Source organism: Chromatiales bacterium (assembly GCA_020445605.1).
Taxonomy (GTDB): Bacteria; Pseudomonadota; Gammaproteobacteria; order JAGRGH01; family JAGRGH01; genus JAGRGH01.
The window spans coordinates 20,853-38,391 of record JAGRGH010000059.1 but is presented as its reverse complement, the minus strand read 5'-3'; the positions used below and the strand labels follow the sequence as shown (position 1 = coordinate 38,391).

The following is a 17,539-nucleotide window of genomic DNA, read 5'->3' as shown; positions in this document are numbered from 1 at the left end:
TCGCACCGTATTCACGCCGCCGGCACGGCTTCCCGATCGATCCACACCGAGCGCGCGAACTGCGCGAGAAGACCCAGGCGGGAGCCACGCCACACCGACATGCGCGGCAGCTGAAAGCGGTCACTCCCGGGACCACTCGCGCCATACTCCGTGGTGACGGCACACTCAAAGCCCGCTTCAGCGACCAGCCGCGCATCGCGCGCGCCGTAATCGCTGCCGGCCTTGCCGTTCGGATACGCAAACGACCGCACCCGCTGCCCGATCAACCCTTCCAGTTCCGCCCTGGATTTCACGATTTCCCTGCTCGCGGCAGCGTCGTCAAGAACCCGCAGAATCGGGTGGTTCACGGTATGCGCACCAACCTCGACGCCATGCCCGTGCAACTGCGCCAGTTGACCGGCGTCCATCATGAGCCCCTTGGGCCACCTCACGCCTGCGATGGACACAAGCCGGCCCACCAGTTCGTCCCGTTCGGTCGCAGGCAGGTGTTTCCAGGCACGGATCAGTCGGAACTTGAGGTCGATGCGTTCGGCCAGCGAACCAATGGGCTCGACACCGAATCCGACCGGACGCAGATCAAGCTGCCTCCCCACAACCGCCCGCAGTGTCTCAACAATGCAATCGTTCCACATCACGCCGCCACCGACGAAACCGCTGGCAACGAACACCGTCGCCGGCAGGCCGAAGTCCGCGAGGATCGGGGCGGCGTGTTCGGCCGCGTCGCTGTATCCATCGTCGATGGTCAGGGCGACTCGCAGTCGGGAAGAATCATCATTCGCCATGGCGTTCACACCATCGGCCAGCGGCACCACGTCGAACAGCCGTGCAAGCAGGGCCATCTGGCGCTCGAAGTTCGAGCAGGTGACGAAGTCGCTGCAATACGGATCCGGTTCCGGGAGTACCCGGTGAAAACTCAGGATGATCAGCAACGGCGAGCGGCATCGACTCATGGACTTGACCGCCGCAGTTTGCTGCCACCGTCCGAGCCCGCGCGGGCGAAGATGTTCCGCCTGGGCAAGGCCTGCGTTTCGTTCACCCCGGCCGGCTCCTGCGTCCGCTCCACAATGGACCGCGTGATGACCAGAATCGCCAGCAGCGCATAATAGAGATCGAAGTACGCGAGACCGAGAAACACGCCACCCGCCGCATAGCCGATGCCCGCAACCTGGGTCATGCGCGCGAGATCGCGTGCCCACGCGAGATCCGGTCGATCCCTTGTTTTTCGAATGATCGCAGTTCCGTTGTACAGCCCGACAGACCCGAGCAGCAGGAACAGGAACAATCCTACATATCCATGCTCGCCCAGCATCTCAAAGTAGATGCTGTGCGCATCGCGGTAGTTTCTCGGATCCGGCGCGTACTGATAGAACAGCGCACGGTCGAACGCCCGGAATCCACCGCCCACCAGCGGTCGATCATTGGCGAGATGGAACGCAAACCACCATGCGTTGAAGCGTCCCTGCAGCGAGACGTCCTCCTCGTAGTTCTCGATGGTCTCGACACGCGAATACCATTTCTCGGGCAGAAACGCCAGGGTAAGCGGAATCGCGAGCGCCAGAGCGAGCACCAACCAGGCCTTCTTTCGAGTCTTTGCGATGAGAAACATGCCCATCACGGCCAACGCCACAATCGCGCCACGTGAGTACGAAGCGAGGATCGACAGGGCTGAAAGCCCCATGCCCACACTAAGCGCATGGATCATCCAGCGCTGTTTCACCTGGAGCTGAATGTAGCGCATCAGCGGCAACACCATGATCAGCGCCAGCGCAATGGAGTTGTTGCCGGAGATGAAACTGCCCTCCGGCCCCATGACCATGTAGTTGCCGCCGGTGCCCAGCACGAACACGCCACCTTTGATGCCGAAGAACGCGATCGAAAACGTTACAACAATTACATACAGGTGCAGCCGTTCCCGTGTGTTGATCAGCAGCAGTGTGATGAACGCAAACAGCTGAATCTTCATGGTGCGCGACCATTCCGGCCATGCGTTGTCCGGAACCAGCGCAAACACCGTGGTGATGCACATCCAGAGTATGAAGATGACCCAGATCACGATCACGCCATTGCGCGGGAACGACTTTTTCTCGCTCGAAAACAGCAGCGCCCCGAGCGTGGTCAGTGCGACGATCTGCGAGAATGGCATGGAATACGCAAAACCCCACGCCATCCGGTGGGGATTCATCAGTCCGAGCCAGGCCCAGGTCAGCACACCGATCCACGGCCTGCGCAGAATGACGGGCAGCAGTCCGAATACCACCGCCGTGAGGACAATGTCGCGCAACCCCATCAGACCACCTTGGCCGGACGACAGGCGACCAGCGCGCGCTTTTCGACCGCGCAATCCGTGATGATCTGCGTGCGCGAACCGGCGTGCCCGAGCCGACGAGCCAGCTCGCGCAGCGACGGATATCGCGCGTTGCAGAAGTAGCGCGGCACCCACTCGTACAGACCACTGCGCGTGACCAGCTTGCGAAATCCCATACGCAGCCCGTAGCCGGACCAGCGCTCATGATCGAACACCACCAAACTACCGCCCGGCGCAACATGTTCGTACATTCGCAGGCAAACAGCGAACTGCTCGGCGCGCGGGAGCTGCTGCACCAGATCGTAGGCATATACCAGATCGAACCCGGATTCGGTGCGCGACGGGAACGCATAGGCCGCAGGATCAAGCGCATCGCCAAGCTTGAGCTCGGCGGGCACTCCCGCATCGCGCAGCACCCGTCGGGCGGAACCGATCATCGCCGGCGTGAGGTCGAAGCCATGCAGTTGCCAAGACGCACCGGCGATCGCTGCGACCTCGCGCAGCCATGCACCGTTACCGCATCCGACCTCAAGCACCCGCCCGGAGCGTTCGGCCAGCAGCGGCGCGAGCACCCGCGCCGCAAACCCCACATGCTTGGGCGCATGGCGAAAGTCATCTGCATAGTCGCCGGACTCGATCGCTCGCGTGAAGCCCTCACGCTGTACGTCGCGCTGGGTCGCCGTCACGATGGATCACCGCCGGTCTGACGGCGCTTCCAGTCGCGCTCGAGCCGGCTCGCGCGCGCGAGCCCCAGCCGGGATCGCAACCTGCGCCAGCGACCGCCGCGATCGAGGAAGTACCAGAGTTCGAGGCCCTGCGCGCGCCAGCGTCCACGCCCGATCCGGACCGTTTCGTAATCCAGCCGTTCGAGCAGTCCACCCGCGATGGACTCGAATGCGCCCTGCTCCGCCGCACTGAGGTCCCCGCGCCAGCGGCCCACGCCATCGCTACGCGGCGGTTGATCGAGCGTCGGCCACAACCAGCGTTTTGCGGCCGGAACCTTCGAATCGACATGCCGCGGATAGTCGAGCATCGCGTCCGAGTACTCGACACCAAGGAATGCGCACAGGCGAGCCAGCACGGCGTTCGAATCGGTCACCAGGTCTTCGTAGCGCAACACAAGATAGCGATCGGCGGGCAGCATGGCCCCCATTTTCAGATTGGTGCCCACGCGGGCCAGCCACGACTGCGCACAATCCCCAAGATTGGCCGCACCATATGGCATGGTGCGATGGGAAAGCGCCACATCACGGCCATCGCGAACGATGTGCACGAAGCGCGCGTCCGGAAACCAGCGTTGCACCTCGTCCATGTCATCAAGCGTCTGAATCTCAAGGTTCGCCCAGAGCCTCTTGCCATGTGCCCGGGCATACTGTGCGTGGAAGCGCTCGACAATCGCACCGAAACTGCCGACGGCCAGCCCGTCGAGCAGGGCATTGCGATCGAGTTTCGCGTTCCATAACGCGATCCGCTCCTCGGCAAGCAGGTCGTCCACCAGGCGCGCGCAATCCGCATCCGATGCCAATCCGTTGTATTCGGAAAGACGCCGTGCATACCGAAACCACAGGCCCGTCACGGCCATCGGCACCGCGATCTGCGGATGCGCGCCGACCATCATCCCCAGCAGCGTGGTGCCGCTGCGCTCGAACCCAAACATGAAGGTCGGTGCAAAGTTCATGCTGACGTCCGCTGCCACGTGCGTTGCGCGCGAATCGCCGAGAACAGATCGATCTGCCCGGTCGTGGTCGTGTCCCAGTCAAACCGCTCGGCCCACGCCCGTGTGCCGGCGCGTGACGGTGGCGCGGCAAGCAGTGCGTAGACGGCGTTGACGATGCCGCGCGCGCTGCGCTCGTCCAGCATCCGGCCGGCAGCCGGGTCGGCCACGACCTCGGGCGTGCCCCAAACCCGACTCGCCAGCACGGGTGTGCCGCAGGCCATGGATTCGAGCAATACATTCGCCATACCTTCGCGGCTGGAGGCGAGCACCAGCGCATCCGCGGCGTTGTAGTAATCGACCAGACGCGATTGGGGCTGGGCACCCTCGAAGCGCACCCGATCGGCCACGCCCATGCGCGCGGCCTGGGCCACGAGTCGTTCGCGTTCCGGCCCGTCGCCGACCAACACCAGACGTACATCCGGCAGCTGTGCGAGGGCATCGATCGTCAGGTGCACACCCTTGCGCTCGATCAGATGCCCGACCGACAACAAGGTGGTACCCGTGAAGCCCAGCGCCGTGCGCAACGCATCGCGATCCAGCGGCCGGAACCGCTGCAGATCGACACCATTGCTCAGCGTGTGAATGTGCTGCGCACGCCCACCGAGTTCGATCAGTCGGTCGCGCAGCGCTTCGCAGACGGTAATCGAAGCCGCAGCGTTGCGCTCGGCCCAGCGAATCTGCGCGCGCGCGATGCGGTGGCGCGGAATCAGGTTCAGATCCGTGCCGCGCGCCGTGATCACGACCGGCTTGCCGAGCCGACGGCCAAGCCACGCAGCCGCGACGCCGTCCGGATAGTAGTAGTGCGCATCGATCAATTCGAAATCAAAGCCATTGCGAATGATACGGCGAATCGCCGGCAGCGTTGCCGCGGCGAGCAGTGCGGGCGCGACCGTCATGCCGATCTTCGGTGGCAGGGCATAGCGCGGGTGCACAACGGGAACACCCTGCCAGGTTTCCTGCGCGGGTACCCGCGCATGCCGAGACCACTCGCCGAACCGCCGGCCGCGAAACGGAAACCACGGCACGGGCGCGACAATGCGGGTGTCGACCGCGCCACTCGCAAGCAGATGCGCCAGCCGGGTCGCGACAAAAATTCCGTGCTCTGGCCGCTCCGCGTTCGGAAACAGGGTGGAGAACGTCAGCGTGCGCAGCCGGTTGGTCACGCTTACAGCCCTTCGCGACGCAGGAACGCGTCAAACATCAGAAGCGACCACAGCACCGCGGCATGATCTCGCAGGCCCGAGACATGCTGATCGACGATGCGCTGCACGGCGATCGGATCGAAGAATCCCGCCGCCGCGACGCGCTCGGGCGCGAGCGCCGCACGCAGTCGTTCGCGCAGGGGCCCGCGAAACCAGCGCGCGAGCGGCACCGCGAAGCCCTGCTTTGGCCGGTACAGCACGTCGTTGGGCAACAGCGGCTCGAGCGCGCGTTTGAACAGCCACTTGCCCTTGCCGGCATGCAGCTTCAGCGCCGATGGCAGGGTCGCCGTCCACTCGACGAACGGATGGTCGAGCACCGGCACCCGCACCTCCAGGGCATGTGCCATGGATGCGCGATCGACCTTGGTCAGGATGTCGCCCGGCAGATAGGTCTTGAGATCGACGTACTGGATGAGCGATAGCGGGTCGTCAGTATCAGCGGCCTGCGCGTGCCGCCGAAACACCTCGATCGCGCGATAGCCGTCCAGCGCCGCTCGCAGCGACGCCGAATACAGGGTTTCGCGCAGGGCGTCGGGAATCACCGACACGCCATGCAGATAACCGGCGAGCGACTCGCGCGCGATGCCCTGCAAGGTGGCCTTTGCACGCAACGGCCGCGGCGCCCAGTCCATCTTCGGATAGATGCGCGCGGCCAGACCGAACAGCGGCCCGCGCAATGCGGCTGGAACCACGCGGCGAAATCGCTCTTCGAACATATGCCAGCGATAACGTCGGTAACCCGCGAACAGTTCGTCGCCACCGTCGCCGGACAGCGCGACCGTGACATGCCGGCGGGCGAGCTCGCACACCCGGTAGGTCGGGATCGCGGAGCTGTCCGCATAGGGCTCGTCATACAGCCCGGCGAGTTGATCAAGCAGATCGAAGTCGTCGGAGTCGACCGTTTCGACATGATGATCGGTGTGGTAGCGCTCGGCGACCTGTCTGGCGAAGCGGGTTTCGTCAAAGCCCGCGACATTGAAGGCAATCGAACAGGTTTGCACCGGATCGTCGCCGCGAGCCCGCGCCATGAGTGCGACGACGGCGCTGGAGTCCACGCCGCCGGAAAGAAACGCACCAAGCGGCACGTCGGCGACCAGACGCACGCGCACGGCCTCCGCCAGTCGTTCGACGAGTTCTTCGTGAAGCTCCGGTTCGGAGGCCGTCTCGCGCGCATCGAATCGAACATACCAGAATGACTCGCTGGCGAGCGGTGTCACGCCCTCTCGCACCAGCATGCGATGGCCGGGTTCGAGCTTGTGCACACCCTGATAAATCGAACGCGGTTCCGGGACATAGCCAAGCGCGAGATACTCCTCGACCGCGAGCGGATCGATCTGGCGTGGCAGTTCCGGATGCGCGAGAAGCGCTTTCAGTTCCGAGCCGAACAGCACACGGCCATCGGCAAGTTCCGTCCAGTACAGCGGCTTGATGCCGAGACGGTCGCGCGCGAGAAACAGCAGGCGCTGGCGACGATCCCACAGCGCGAACGCGAACATGCCACGAAAACGTTCGACACAGGCCGGCCCCCACTCCGCCCAGGCATACAGAATGACTTCCGTATCCGAACGTGAGCGGAAACTGTGGCCGCGCGTGATCAGCTCATCGCGCAGCTCCATGAAGTTGTAGATCTCGCCGTTGAACACGACGATGATCTGACCGTCCGCGGTCGCAAACGGTTGATGACCTCCGGCGAGATCGATGATCGACAGCCGTCGATGCGCCAGCGCCACGCCGGGCTCCAGATGCAGACCGCCGTCATCCGGTCCGCGATGGGTGAGCGTATCGTTCATGCGCGCGAGCAGCCCGGCGTCAAAGTCTCGCCGCTGTCGACGGTCGAACATCCCGGCGATGCCGCACATCGGTTCAGCGCCCCAGCAGGCGCGCGTACAACGCGCCGTAGCGCTCGATCATGCCGGACAGCGCGAACTGCGATGTCGCACGATCACGCGCCGCCCGCCCCTGTCGTTCCCGCAGGGCCTGGTCGCCGGCATACTCGAGCATGGCGGCGGCCAGCGCCGGTACGTCATCTGCCGGAACCAGCTTGCCGGTCACCCCATCATCCACGAGTTCCGCATTGCCGCCAACCGCGGTCGCGATCACGGGCCGACCACAGGCCATGGCCTCGAGGATCGTGTTGGAGATTCCCTCGGTCAGCGACGGTAAAACAAACACGTCTAACGTATGCATCAGTTCGACGACATCGTCACGCGCGCCGGGCAACCAGCTGCGCGCGCCGAGACCGGCCGCATCGAGCCGACTCTGCGCGATGCCGCGCAGCGGGCCGTCGCCGACCATGACAAGCCGCATTCGCTTCGCGAGATCCGGTGGCGCAAGTTCGCCGGCCATGGCGAAGGCGTCGGCCAGATGCGTCTGCGCCTTGACGCCGTGCATACGACCAACCGTGCCGAAAACAATTGAGTCCGATTCGACAAGTCCGCCCGGCAACACACTCGTGTCCGCCGGCCCCGGCGCGAAGTGTTCACAATTGACGCCGTTGATGATGCGCGTCATGCGCCGTTCGGGCACGCCGATCTGCTCGGCAAGATAGCGTTCCTGAAACCGCGACAGCGGTACGAAATGCGTGATGAACGGTCGCGCGACACGCCGCAGCAGGCGGTGTCGCGCATTGGTTCCGCGCGGATCATCCACGTCCCAGCCGTGCTCGCCGTGCACGCGCACGGGCACCCCGGCGGCCCAGGCCGCCCAGACCGCATCCAGCGTGCCGATGTTTCGGGTGTGAACAATCGCCGGCCGCAGACGGCGGAACTCGCGATGCAGTCGCAGCACGAGTCGCGGATCGTTGCCGGGCTTGCGATGCATCTCGACGATTTCCACATCGCCCTGGAGGCGTTCGCGGAAGGGCCCGGCCTCGGTCAGCGCGATCAGCGCGTGACGGAAGCGCCCGTCGGCCAGTGAATTGACGAGATTCACGACGCCGTTCTCGAGACCGCCCATCGCAAAGCGATGCACGACATGCACGACCAGCGGCACACTCAAGGCACGCGGCCATCGATGGCCGGAAGCAGTTCGCCGGCACTGTGTCGCAGGAATCGTTCCAGCCGCGCATCGGCCGGTGCGGTGTCGAACCCGGTCGGCGTGTACAAGGCAACGAGCGCACCGGCATCGCCACGCCCGGCGAGCATCGCAAGGGCCTCGGCAATCTTGGTCCGGTAGTCGTTGTTGAAATCCGCTCCGGCAAACCGATACCAGTGCCAGACCATGAACCGCGCTGCCGAGCCCGCCGCGTGGACGGCACTGCGCCGCAACGCGACGTCGACGACATCTTTCACCGGCAGGTTCGGATAACTGCGCCGCTGCCACACTCGATCGGTTCGATCCACAAGATCGTTATTGTCGTTGATCAGTTCCGCGCGCTCGCGCTGGTGCGCATACCAGACGGCCAGCACGCCGACGTGATCGTCGCCGTTTGCATAACGCGCATGCACGACCGCATCCGGATTCTGGAATCCCAGCGGCCATGGCACGCGCCCATCGTCAACACGCGTCCAGTCGCCAAGCTTTGCCGGCAATACCGGCGCGACACTGGCGACCTCGGCCGAGCGCGCGCGCAGCAAGGGTTGCGCCGCCGTGGCCAGACCGACGGCGATCACACTCACGACCACCGCCGCGGCGACCGCGACCGAGCGCGTCGATGCATTTACAGCATCGTTCACCGCAGGCGGCTGCCCGTCGTCGACAGGCTCATGCCAGAACGAGCCGATCCAGAACATCAGCAGCATGACCAGACCAAAAAAGATCCAGCCATAGATCAGATGGTCCACGCCGACGGCGAGCTTCATGTTGCTGAGATGTCCGATCAGCACGATCAGCACCGCACGCACACCGTTCGCAACGATCGGCAGCGCGATCGACAGAATCACGAAGGCAAAACGTCGGCCGAGCGAACGATAATTCAGATAGGCATACAGCAGGCCGAGCGTCACCGAGGCAATCAGATAGCGCACACCACTGCATGCCTTGACCACCGACCAGTTGCCGGTCGGAAGCTCGAACATCAGGCCGTCGCGAAACACCGGTATTCCGAACAGACGCAGCGCGCCGACGGTGAAATCAGCGGTGTACTCCATCAGCGGCGACACCAGCCCCTCGCCGACCGGCACGGCAAGCAGCAGGAACGCGAGCGGAAACAGGATCCGCCGGCCGAGCGCCATACCGCCGGCCGTCAACACCAGCAGCGGCAGCAGCGCCACGGCGGCATATTGCTCGACGACATTGACGCCGACCAGGCGCGCGGCGATCCAAGCCGTCAACGTGAGCAGCAACGCGATCAGCGCCGGCCAGTACGGGGCAAGCGCGAGCTGTGCAAGCGCCACGCGCTCGCGCCAGACCAGCCAGACGCTGATCGGCACGATCAGATAGCCATGCGCGTAGGTGCCGGACGAGTCCCAGGTCGCGATGATGTCGGCCCAGGTCGACCAAGTCAGCACCGCGACGGCGATGATTCCAACGGCAAGCGCAAGCCAGGCGCTGCGCCGCGCGGAAATGCCGGCATCGGCTGGAATCGAAAAACTCACGTTTCGCAAGCCTCACTCAGAAGTTCATCAAGGGCGGCGAACTGCGCATCCCAGGTGTACCGCCGCGCAACCTCGGCGCGCAGTTCGGCCGGCGCCGGAGCGGCCCCCAGCGCACGCAGCGCGACCACAGACAACCCTTGCGCATCGGCGGCAACGAAGGCCCGCGCGGGGCTGTCGGCGGCAAACTCCAGCCCCTCCATGGCCGCCGGCGTGGCGATCACGGGCAGTCCCATCGCCAGCGCCTCGAGCACCTTGTTCTGGATCCCGCGTGCGATCCGCAGACTCGCGACCGCCGCGTGCGCATGCGCGAGGTAAGGTCGAACATCGGGCACCGCGCCGGTCACCTGCACGCCCGGAACACCGCCCAGGGCTCGCACGCCGGCGCCCGGTCGCGCACCGACGATGACGAACCGCGCATCGGCACGCTCACGCCGGATCGCCGGCCACACTTCGTGCGCGAACCAGCGCACGGCATCGACGTTCGGCGCATAGTCCATGGCGCCGGCAAACACCAGCACTTTGCCGCCGGGCGTATACGGATTCTCGTACTCACGTGACGGGTCCAGCGCCTCGAGGTCCACCCCGTTGCCAACAGCGACGGTGTGGGCGGCCGCCTGCGGGACGAGTTCGCGAAACACGGCGGCCTCCGCGGGCGAAACGAATACGCTCCAACGCGCGCGCGCGGCCTGCGCACGGTCGAACGCAAGCAGCCGCTCGGCCTCGCGCCGATAGACCCAGCCGCGCGGGCCCCGGTGATGAGCGGCGAGCGCCGCCCATTTCTCCGAATCCACGTCGACAAAATCGACCAGCAGCCGCGGCCCGTCGAGCGGCGGCACCAGCGCGGCCGATGCCGAGGAATACGCATAGACCCAATCGAAGCGATGTCGCGCGAGCTCGCCGGTGATCCAGCGCCGCATCGCCGCGGAGCCGAGCGCGGCGACCGACAGCGGCCGCCCGCGCAGCAGCGCCCCGCCGGCACGGGCAGCAAACCGCCGCCGGTCGGTGACCTCGATGCGCTGGGCAACACAAAGCGGTTCAAGCGCGCGCAGGTGAACCCGGTCATCCGGATCGTCAATGAAACTCGCCAGATGGATATCGTACCGACGCGCGAGGTGGCGCAGGATGTGATAGGAGCGAATCTTGTCGCCCTTATTCGGCGGATACGGCAGCCGGTGGCTGACGAACAACAGGCGCGGGCGGGCCATGATCAGCCGGTCGTCTGGCGCACGATGACCGGGCCGACACGATTCGCGACGGCCAGCGGCAGGTGTTTCCACGCAGCGATGAACCTGCGGTAGCGCGGGTTGTTCGGATTGGTGTCCGGCAGTTCGCGCGCACGCACGAGCTGGTAGCGATAGGCCAGCGGGCGCGGTTCGAAACCCCAGTTCTTCTTGAAGCTGTACGAACCGCTGCCGAGCTTGCTGCGACCATAGTCGAACTCACGCACTCCGCGCTCGGCCGCGCGCGAGAGCAGCCGCCAGTACATGAAATCCGCGGCCTTCAGTTCGCGCGCCGCCGCAACGCCACCGCCGTAGTACGGCAGCACGCTGTCGCGATGATAGAAGCTCAGCACGGCGGCGAGCGCGCGGCCCCGGTGTTCAACCGTCAGAACCTCGGCCTGCCCACCGAAGGTTTCGAGCAGGGCCGGAAAATAGTGCCGCGAGAACATCGGCGTGCCGAGGTTGCGCAGGGATTCCGAGTAGCAGCGATACAGGCGTGCCGGATCGGAATCGATCACATCGACCAGTCCGTTGCCGATGCCCTTGCGAACCATCGCGCGCTGCTTGCGCGGGATCGCCATGAGGTTGGTTTCGTCGTCCGCTGCGATCTCGCGCGCGAACCAGGCATACAGCCCCTCGCGTCGCGGCCAGTCGCACTCGACCGGCTCGCGCTCGCGAAGCTCCAGGTAGTCGACGCCGAGATCATGCGCGAGATCGATCGCGGCGCGTTCCAGCGCTGTTCGCGACTCGACATCATCGGCCACGACACCGGCATGGACCAGGAACGGCACGGATACCAGGGCGTTTGCGAACAGCCGCGAGCGCACATGCGCGAGCGGCAGAATGCCGGTGATCACACCCGCGCGTTCGGCATACAGGTAGTGCGCGCGGTGACCGAACACGCCATCCATGATCGCGCGCCAGCCGCTGCGGTGAAAAAACCCCGCCTGCCCGGCACGCGCACAGTAGGCATCCCATTGCACGCAGCCGGCGTCGTCGAGGCGCCGGACGGTGACCGCCTCGCCCATCAGGCGCCGGCGGGCGGCAGAAAAACGCGATCCATGCGATCCCAGCGAAAATCACCGCAGAGCTGCGCGAGCCGCGCCTGCATGCGTCCGAGATTCAGGTAATGACGCAGGCGGGTACGCGCGGGCAAGCGCGCGGTCGGACGCGGCTGGGCCGGATCGATCTCCCAGGGATGAAAATAGAACACCGCGCTCTCGCCATCGACGCGATTCACCCGGCGCAGTGCCCAGCGCGAGAACGCATACGGATACAGTCGAAAGAATCCGCCGCCGCCGCAGGGCATGCGCCGGCCCGCGAATTCCACGGTCGTGACCGGCACCTCGACGAGTTGCGTGCCGTTCGGATGAAACCGGAACCGCGGCGCCTCGGGCATGCCGTACAGATCGTGACGAATCGGATAGATCGACGAGCTGTAGCGGTGGCCCAGTTCGCCGAGCACGTCCAGCGCCCACAGGTTGTCACGGCCGATCGAGTAACTCGCCGCACGATAGCCGTCCACGGGCTGCCCGGACTGATCCTGCAACAGTGCACGCGTATCCCTGGCATCCGCGCGGAACGCGTCCGGATCCTGGTGAATGACGCGCACATGCTGCCAGCCGTGGCTGGCGATCTCGTGGCCGGCTGCCGCGATCGCCGCGACCAGGCCCGGCTCGCGCTCGGCGATCCAGCCCAGGACGAAGAAGGTCGCGCGAACCCCGTGCTGCTCGAACAGTTCGAGGATGCGCTCGACATTCGCGCGCACTCTGGATTCGAGTCGTGGCCAGTCCGCACGCTCAATATGCTTCTCGAACGCCGAGACCTGGTACCAGTCCTCGACATCCACGCTCATCGCATTGACCGGATCGCTCACGCGCGCGCAACCTGATGTGCCGTACCTTCCCTGGAAAGCAGTGCCTCTGCAATCCGCTGCGCGGCATGGCCATCCCACAGTTGCGGGACGCGCCCGCGTGGAGCGCGACCGTCCATGACCTTCGCGAACGCTGCACGCACGCGCTCCGGATCGGTACCCGTGAGCTGGTTGGTGCCCTCGGTCATGGTGACCGGGCGTTCCGTCGAATTGCGCAGTGTGATGCAGGGCACGCCCAGCGCCGTGGTCTCTTCCTGGATGCCGCCGGAGTCGGTCAGCACCACGCGCGCTTCGCGCATGAGCCCGAGCATCTCCAGATAGCCCTGCGGGGCAAGCTGGATGATCTGGGCTGCGGCAAGCCGCGCCTGAATGGCCGGCTCGGCGAGCCGACCGCGCGTGCGCGGATGCACCGGCCACACCAGTGGCAGCTGTCGGCTGATCTCGCAAAGCACATCGATCAGTCGTGCGAGTGCCACTGGGTCGTCGACATTCGACGGCCGGTGCAGGGTCAGCAGTCCATACCCCGCTGCGAGATCGCCGCCACCGTGGCCAGCGAGGGTCGTCGTGGCCGGAACCGCACGCAGCAGGCTGTGATGCAGCGTATCGATCATCACGTTGCCGACCAGCGCGATACGTTCCGACGCGATGCCCTCGCGTACCAGGTTGTCCACGCCGTCCGGTTCGGTCACGAACAGGCGCTCGGAGAGCTGGTCGGTCAGGATGCGGTTGATTTCCTCGGGCATGGTGCGATCACCGCTGCGCAGACCGGCCTCGACGTGCGCGACGGCGATGCCGAGTTTCACCGCGACCAGGGCCGCGGCGAGCGTCGAGTTCACATCGCCGACCACCAGCAGCCAGCGCGGCTTCAGACGCAGCAACTCCGGCTCGATGCGCAGCATGACCTCCGCGGTCTGGCGCGCATGGCTCGCGGAACCGACGTTGAGATTGACATCCGGCGCGGGCAGATCAAGCTGATCGAAGAACGCGCGGTCCATCTCGGTGTCATAGTGCTGGCCGGTATGGATCAGCGCCAGCTTGTGACCGGAGGCCGCGAACGCGCGCACCAGCGGCGCGGCCTTCATGAAGTTGGGCCGCGCGCCGACGACGCAGACGTGTTCGATCTTGGACATTGGGGCGTGACGGGGCGCCGTCCACGGGCTGGCTCAGCCGCGAACTTCCTTTCCGCGGTCGACGACCTGGCGTTCGATCCGGCGGATCGCCGCGCGGATCTCTTCGAGCCCCTTGCCGAGCTGGCCGGCCAGCGCGTCGACCTTCTGCTCGATCGCCGCGAGGCGATGATCCAGCCGCATGCCGGCGAAATCGATCGTCGCGGCGCCGGGCTCGGCCGGCTCCGCGGTCGGCGCGAGTTCCTGCGCAAGTTCCGCGATCACGGCGTCGACGGCGGCGAGATCGAAGTGATGCAGTTCCTCGATCGAGCCGAATAGAAACAGCCGATCGAACACGGTATTGATCCGCCGCGGAATGCCGCCGGTATGTTCGTGCACGCGGTCGTAGACGGCGGCGTCGATCTGTGGATCGTCCTTCCAGCCCGCCAGCGCGAGCCGGTGACGGACGTACTCGCCGGTCTCCTGCGGATCGAGCGGGGTCAAATGATAGGCGGCGACGACGCGCTGACGGACCTGCTCCATGTCTTCGCCAACCAGCGAGGCGTTCAGCAGTTCCTTCTGGCCGAGCAGAATGCTCTGCAACAGCGGGCGGCCGTCACGTTCGAAGTTCGCCAGCATTCGCAGTTCTTCAATCGAGGCACGCGGCAGATTCTGTGCCTCGTCGACCACGAGCAGCGCCCTGCGACCGGCCTTGGCCTGGTCCCGAAAGAACGCCTCGAGCTGGCCGAGCAGTTCCGCCTTGGAGCGACGCTCGGGGTCGAGACCGAACCCGCGGGCGATCAGTCTGAGCAGATCCTCCGGATCGACACTCGGGCTCACGATCTCGGCGGCAACGATGTTGGAGTCGGTCAGCGCGCCGGCCATCGCCCGCACCAGCATGGTCTTGCCGGTGCCGATCTCGCCGGTGATGACGATGAGCCCCTGCCCCTGGTTCAGGCCGTACCGCAGGTACGCAATCGCACGCTTGTGCGCGTGGCTTCGATAGAAAAACGCCGGGTCCGCGTTGAGCAGAAAGGGACGGCGTTCGAGGTGGTAGAAGTTTTCGTACATCGGTCCGTTCAGAACGAAACGCCGACCCCGAGCGAGACGCGATTTTCGGCATAACCGCTGTCCGAAACGTCGGAATCGTTTCGGCGATGCTGGGCCTCCAGCGTCAACCGCGTTCGTGAACCAAGCCGGTAGTCGAGCGCGGCCAGCAGGGACGCGAAGCGTTCCGATCCACTTGAGGTTGAATCGCTGAGCCAGCGTGCGGTCGCCACCGTGCGCAGGCCGAGATTCTGCTCGACAGTATAGCTCCACCGGGCGCTGGCCGACAGAACGTCCTCGGAGCTGCCCGAGCGTTCGTACTCGCGGGTCTCGTAGTGCAGCTGCAATCCGAGTGCCGATCGGCGCAGTGACAGGCCGGCGTCGAGCGAAAACCGGCGCCGGACGAAGTTCTCGTCGCCGAGCCGGGGCACGCCGGCCAGTACGGTTCCGTCCGGCAGGGTCAGGATCAGGGTCTGACCGAGTTCCGCGGCCAGCACGTCGTCGAGCGACTGAAACTCCAGAAGCTCAAGTTCCACGAGCTGACGCTGTGAGATCTCTTCATTGTAGGAGAACGTCAACCGCGTTCGGCGCGACTGATGGCTGACCGTGGCTGCGTACGTCGTGCCAAAAAAACGCTTGCCCAATGTGAACTGCGCGGAGGTACGCTTGCTGGGTGTCCAGTTCAGGCCGGCCGACCAGTTGATGCTTGCGGCATCGCCGCGGTTCGTGTCGTACTGGTTGTTCTCCAGACCGGCCCGCAGGGAGGCCGACCAGCGCCGATTCAGTCGAAATCTCAGCCCGGCACTGCCGTCCGCGTAGGAATCCGCGCTTCCACTGCTTCGAGTGAACTCCCGGAAGCGGAAACGGGTATCCCAGCGCAGGCGATTGAAGTAGTTGCCACTGTCCAGGCCCGCCTCGAAACGCAGCCCGGTGGTATCCGATGCATCCGCGACGTCGTAGGAGACCTGCGTGACCCCCGCCAGGGCCGTGAAATTCGCAAAGCGCGACAGTCGCGACTGCCAGCGCGCGTTGAACGCCACATTCAGGCTGTTGGTCCGGTTGTCGGTCCGGTCGAATGCATCGAGTCCACCGGCAGACCGATTCGAGCGCTGTCGCTGACCGTACTGGACCCGGCCGTCGAAACTCAGGCGCCGGTCAAAAAAGTCGGCGTCGCCGATCAGATTCACCTGCTGATCGAGCCGCGAGCTCTCTGAATCCGCCAGCGAAAACACATACTGCGGCTGATAGTCCAGTCGCAGTCGCAGGTGTCGCCCGGTGCCGGTCAGCGACAGGCGTGGCGCGACCGAGCTGAACAGGTCCGACTCCTGCTCATCGGCCGACAGCGTCGCATTGTCGGAATAGACCGTTCGCGCATCGACCCCGCTCGCCAGCCGCCATTCGGCGGCAGCTACCGGCGTGACGGAAAGCGCCATGGCCAGCGCCGTGGTGCAGCTTGCGAAAGAACGGGTCAAGGTCAGGCGAGTCTGGGGCCGGAGGTATGCGCCAGCGTCGGCGCCGCGGCGGAGCTATTTCGTCTTGCCGTAACCGCCGTACGACCCGTAGCCACCGTAGCCGCCATACCCGTAGCCACCATAGCCGCCGTAGCCATAGCCGCCGTCTCCGTAGCCATAGCCGTACCCGTAACCGCCACCGTAGTACAGCGAGCCATTGCGCGGCCGCGCGCGATTGAGGATCAGGCCCACATTGTCGGTATTCGGGAGCATGCCAAGCGCGTCCTTGACGGCCTGCTGCGGTGTGCGCTCGGCGGCCACAACAAGCACGATCTGACCAACCAGCTGGGCCAGCACCACGGCCTCGCTGGTCGCCAGCAGCGGCGGCGAGTCGAACAGCACCACGCGATCCGGGTAGCGCCGCGACAGGTCCATGACCGTCTGCTTCATCTGCTGGCTGGCCAGCAGTTCGTTGGAATTGCGGTTGCGCGTGCCGACCGGTAGTGCCGCGAGCTTCGGAACATCGGTGCGGAGAATGACGTCAGGCAGTTTCACGTCTCCGGTCACCACATCGATCAGGCCCAGCGCCTGGTCGATGCCCAGGCGCCTGGACAGATCCGGCTTGGCGACGTCGGCATCAACCAGCAATACGGTGCGATCGAGTTCCATCGCGATCGAAATCGCCAGATTGATGGAGGTGAACGTCTTGCCCTCGCTCGGCAGCGCGCTCGACACCATGATGACGTTACGGTTCGGGCTGTCGATCGCGTTCGGGCCGAAAGCGTTCAGCAAAAGCGGACGCTTGATCAGTCGATACTGTTCGGCCGTGATGGTGCGTCCACCCGAGGGCGTGAGCATGCCCTCGATCTGCAGCTCTTCCAGGTTGACGTGAACCGCGTCGGACTGGAGCAGCGGGTCCTCGTGCCGTTCCATGACCGGCACCTCGTCGACGCGGGGGGCCGCCCCACCGGCGCCAAAGCCAAAATCAGCGCCTGTTACCGCGTGTGCATTCTCGGGTGCATTCGCAGAGCGGACACTGTCGTCACCAAACTTGTCCAGGGCCTTTTCGATCGTACTCATCGC

Annotated in this window: 15 protein-coding genes; all 15 read right to left on the bottom strand. The window is 65.2% G+C overall.

Annotated elements, in window-relative coordinates; all coding sequences use genetic code 11:
- Positions 1 to 11: 11 nt before the first annotated feature.
- Genes KDG50_15010 through KDG50_14940 form a run of 15 tightly spaced genes read right to left on the bottom strand, consistent with a single transcriptional unit; the run spans position 12 to position 17,536 of the window.
- Complete coding sequence (locus tag KDG50_15010; protein ID MCB1866726.1) at positions 12 to 950, bottom strand: polysaccharide deacetylase family protein; 939 nt, start codon at positions 948 to 950, stop codon at positions 12 to 14.
- Positions 947 to 2,287, bottom strand: a complete 1,341-nt coding sequence (locus tag KDG50_15005; protein MCB1866725.1) for a putative O-glycosylation ligase, exosortase A system-associated — start codon at positions 2,285 to 2,287, stop codon at positions 947 to 949. Before KDG50_15005 ends, KDG50_15010 begins: the two co-directional genes overlap by 4 nt.
- On the bottom strand, positions 2,287 to 2,991 hold the full coding sequence (locus KDG50_15000) for a class I SAM-dependent methyltransferase (GenBank protein ID MCB1866724.1): 705 nt from the start codon (positions 2,989 to 2,991) through the stop codon (positions 2,287 to 2,289). The genes KDG50_15005 and KDG50_15000 overlap by 1 nt, the downstream gene beginning before the upstream one ends.
- Positions 2,988 to 3,983 (bottom strand): sulfotransferase, encoded by a 996-nt coding sequence (locus KDG50_14995; protein ID MCB1866723.1) that lies wholly within the window; start codon positions 3,981 to 3,983, stop codon positions 2,988 to 2,990. Before KDG50_14995 ends, KDG50_15000 begins: the two co-directional genes overlap by 4 nt.
- Positions 3,980 to 5,185: a glycosyltransferase family 4 protein gene (locus KDG50_14990; protein ID MCB1866722.1), complete on the bottom strand. Its 1,206-nt coding sequence runs from the start codon at positions 5,183 to 5,185 to the stop codon at positions 3,980 to 3,982. Before KDG50_14990 ends, KDG50_14995 begins: the two co-directional genes overlap by 4 nt.
- A 2-nt stretch (positions 5,186 to 5,187) precedes the next feature.
- Positions 5,188 to 7,083 carry an amidotransferase 1, exosortase A system-associated gene (locus KDG50_14985; protein ID MCB1866721.1) on the bottom strand — a complete coding sequence of 632 codons (1,896 nt, stop codon included), beginning with the start codon at positions 7,081 to 7,083 and terminating at the stop codon, positions 5,188 to 5,190.
- Between the two features lie 4 nt (positions 7,084 to 7,087).
- Entirely contained in the window at positions 7,088 to 8,179 is a 1,092-nt protein-coding gene (locus KDG50_14980) for a TIGR03088 family PEP-CTERM/XrtA system glycosyltransferase (protein MCB1866720.1), read from the bottom strand.
- A gap of 38 nt (positions 8,180 to 8,217) precedes the next feature.
- On the bottom strand, positions 8,218 to 9,759 hold the full coding sequence (xrtA, locus tag KDG50_14975; protein ID MCB1866719.1) for an exosortase A: 1,542 nt from the start codon (positions 9,757 to 9,759) through the stop codon (positions 8,218 to 8,220).
- Positions 9,756 to 10,964 (bottom strand): TIGR03087 family PEP-CTERM/XrtA system glycosyltransferase, encoded by a 1,209-nt coding sequence (locus KDG50_14970; GenBank protein ID MCB1866718.1) that lies wholly within the window; start codon positions 10,962 to 10,964, stop codon positions 9,756 to 9,758. The genes xrtA and KDG50_14970 overlap by 4 nt, the downstream gene beginning before the upstream one ends.
- Before the next feature lie 2 nt (positions 10,965 to 10,966).
- Positions 10,967 to 12,007, bottom strand: coding sequence for a FemAB family PEP-CTERM system-associated protein (locus KDG50_14965; GenBank protein ID MCB1866717.1), 1,041 nt, complete (start codon positions 12,005 to 12,007; stop codon positions 10,967 to 10,969).
- The gene (locus KDG50_14960; GenBank protein MCB1866716.1) at positions 12,007 to 12,834 is read right to left on the bottom strand and encodes a DUF3473 domain-containing protein; all 828 of its coding nucleotides are present in this window, start codon (positions 12,832 to 12,834) and stop codon (positions 12,007 to 12,009) included. The genes KDG50_14965 and KDG50_14960 overlap by 1 nt, the downstream gene beginning before the upstream one ends.
- 17 nt (positions 12,835 to 12,851) lie before the next feature.
- A complete protein-coding gene (gene wecB, locus KDG50_14955; protein MCB1866715.1) occupies positions 12,852 to 13,982 on the bottom strand; it encodes a UDP-N-acetylglucosamine 2-epimerase (non-hydrolyzing) in 1,131 nt (376 codons plus the stop codon).
- A 33-nt stretch (positions 13,983 to 14,015) separates the two neighbouring features.
- The gene (locus KDG50_14950) at positions 14,016 to 15,029 is read right to left on the bottom strand and encodes an XrtA-associated ATPase (protein ID MCB1866714.1); all 1,014 of its coding nucleotides are present in this window, start codon (positions 15,027 to 15,029) and stop codon (positions 14,016 to 14,018) included.
- A gap of 8 nt (positions 15,030 to 15,037) precedes the next feature.
- On the bottom strand, positions 15,038 to 16,477 hold the full coding sequence (locus KDG50_14945; GenBank protein ID MCB1866713.1) for a TIGR03016 family PEP-CTERM system-associated outer membrane protein: 1,440 nt from the start codon (positions 16,475 to 16,477) through the stop codon (positions 15,038 to 15,040).
- A gap of 54 nt (positions 16,478 to 16,531) precedes the next feature.
- Positions 16,532 to 17,536: an XrtA-associated tyrosine autokinase gene (locus KDG50_14940; GenBank protein MCB1866712.1), complete on the bottom strand. Its 1,005-nt coding sequence runs from the start codon at positions 17,534 to 17,536 to the stop codon at positions 16,532 to 16,534.
- Positions 17,537 to 17,539: the final 3 nt, after the last annotated feature.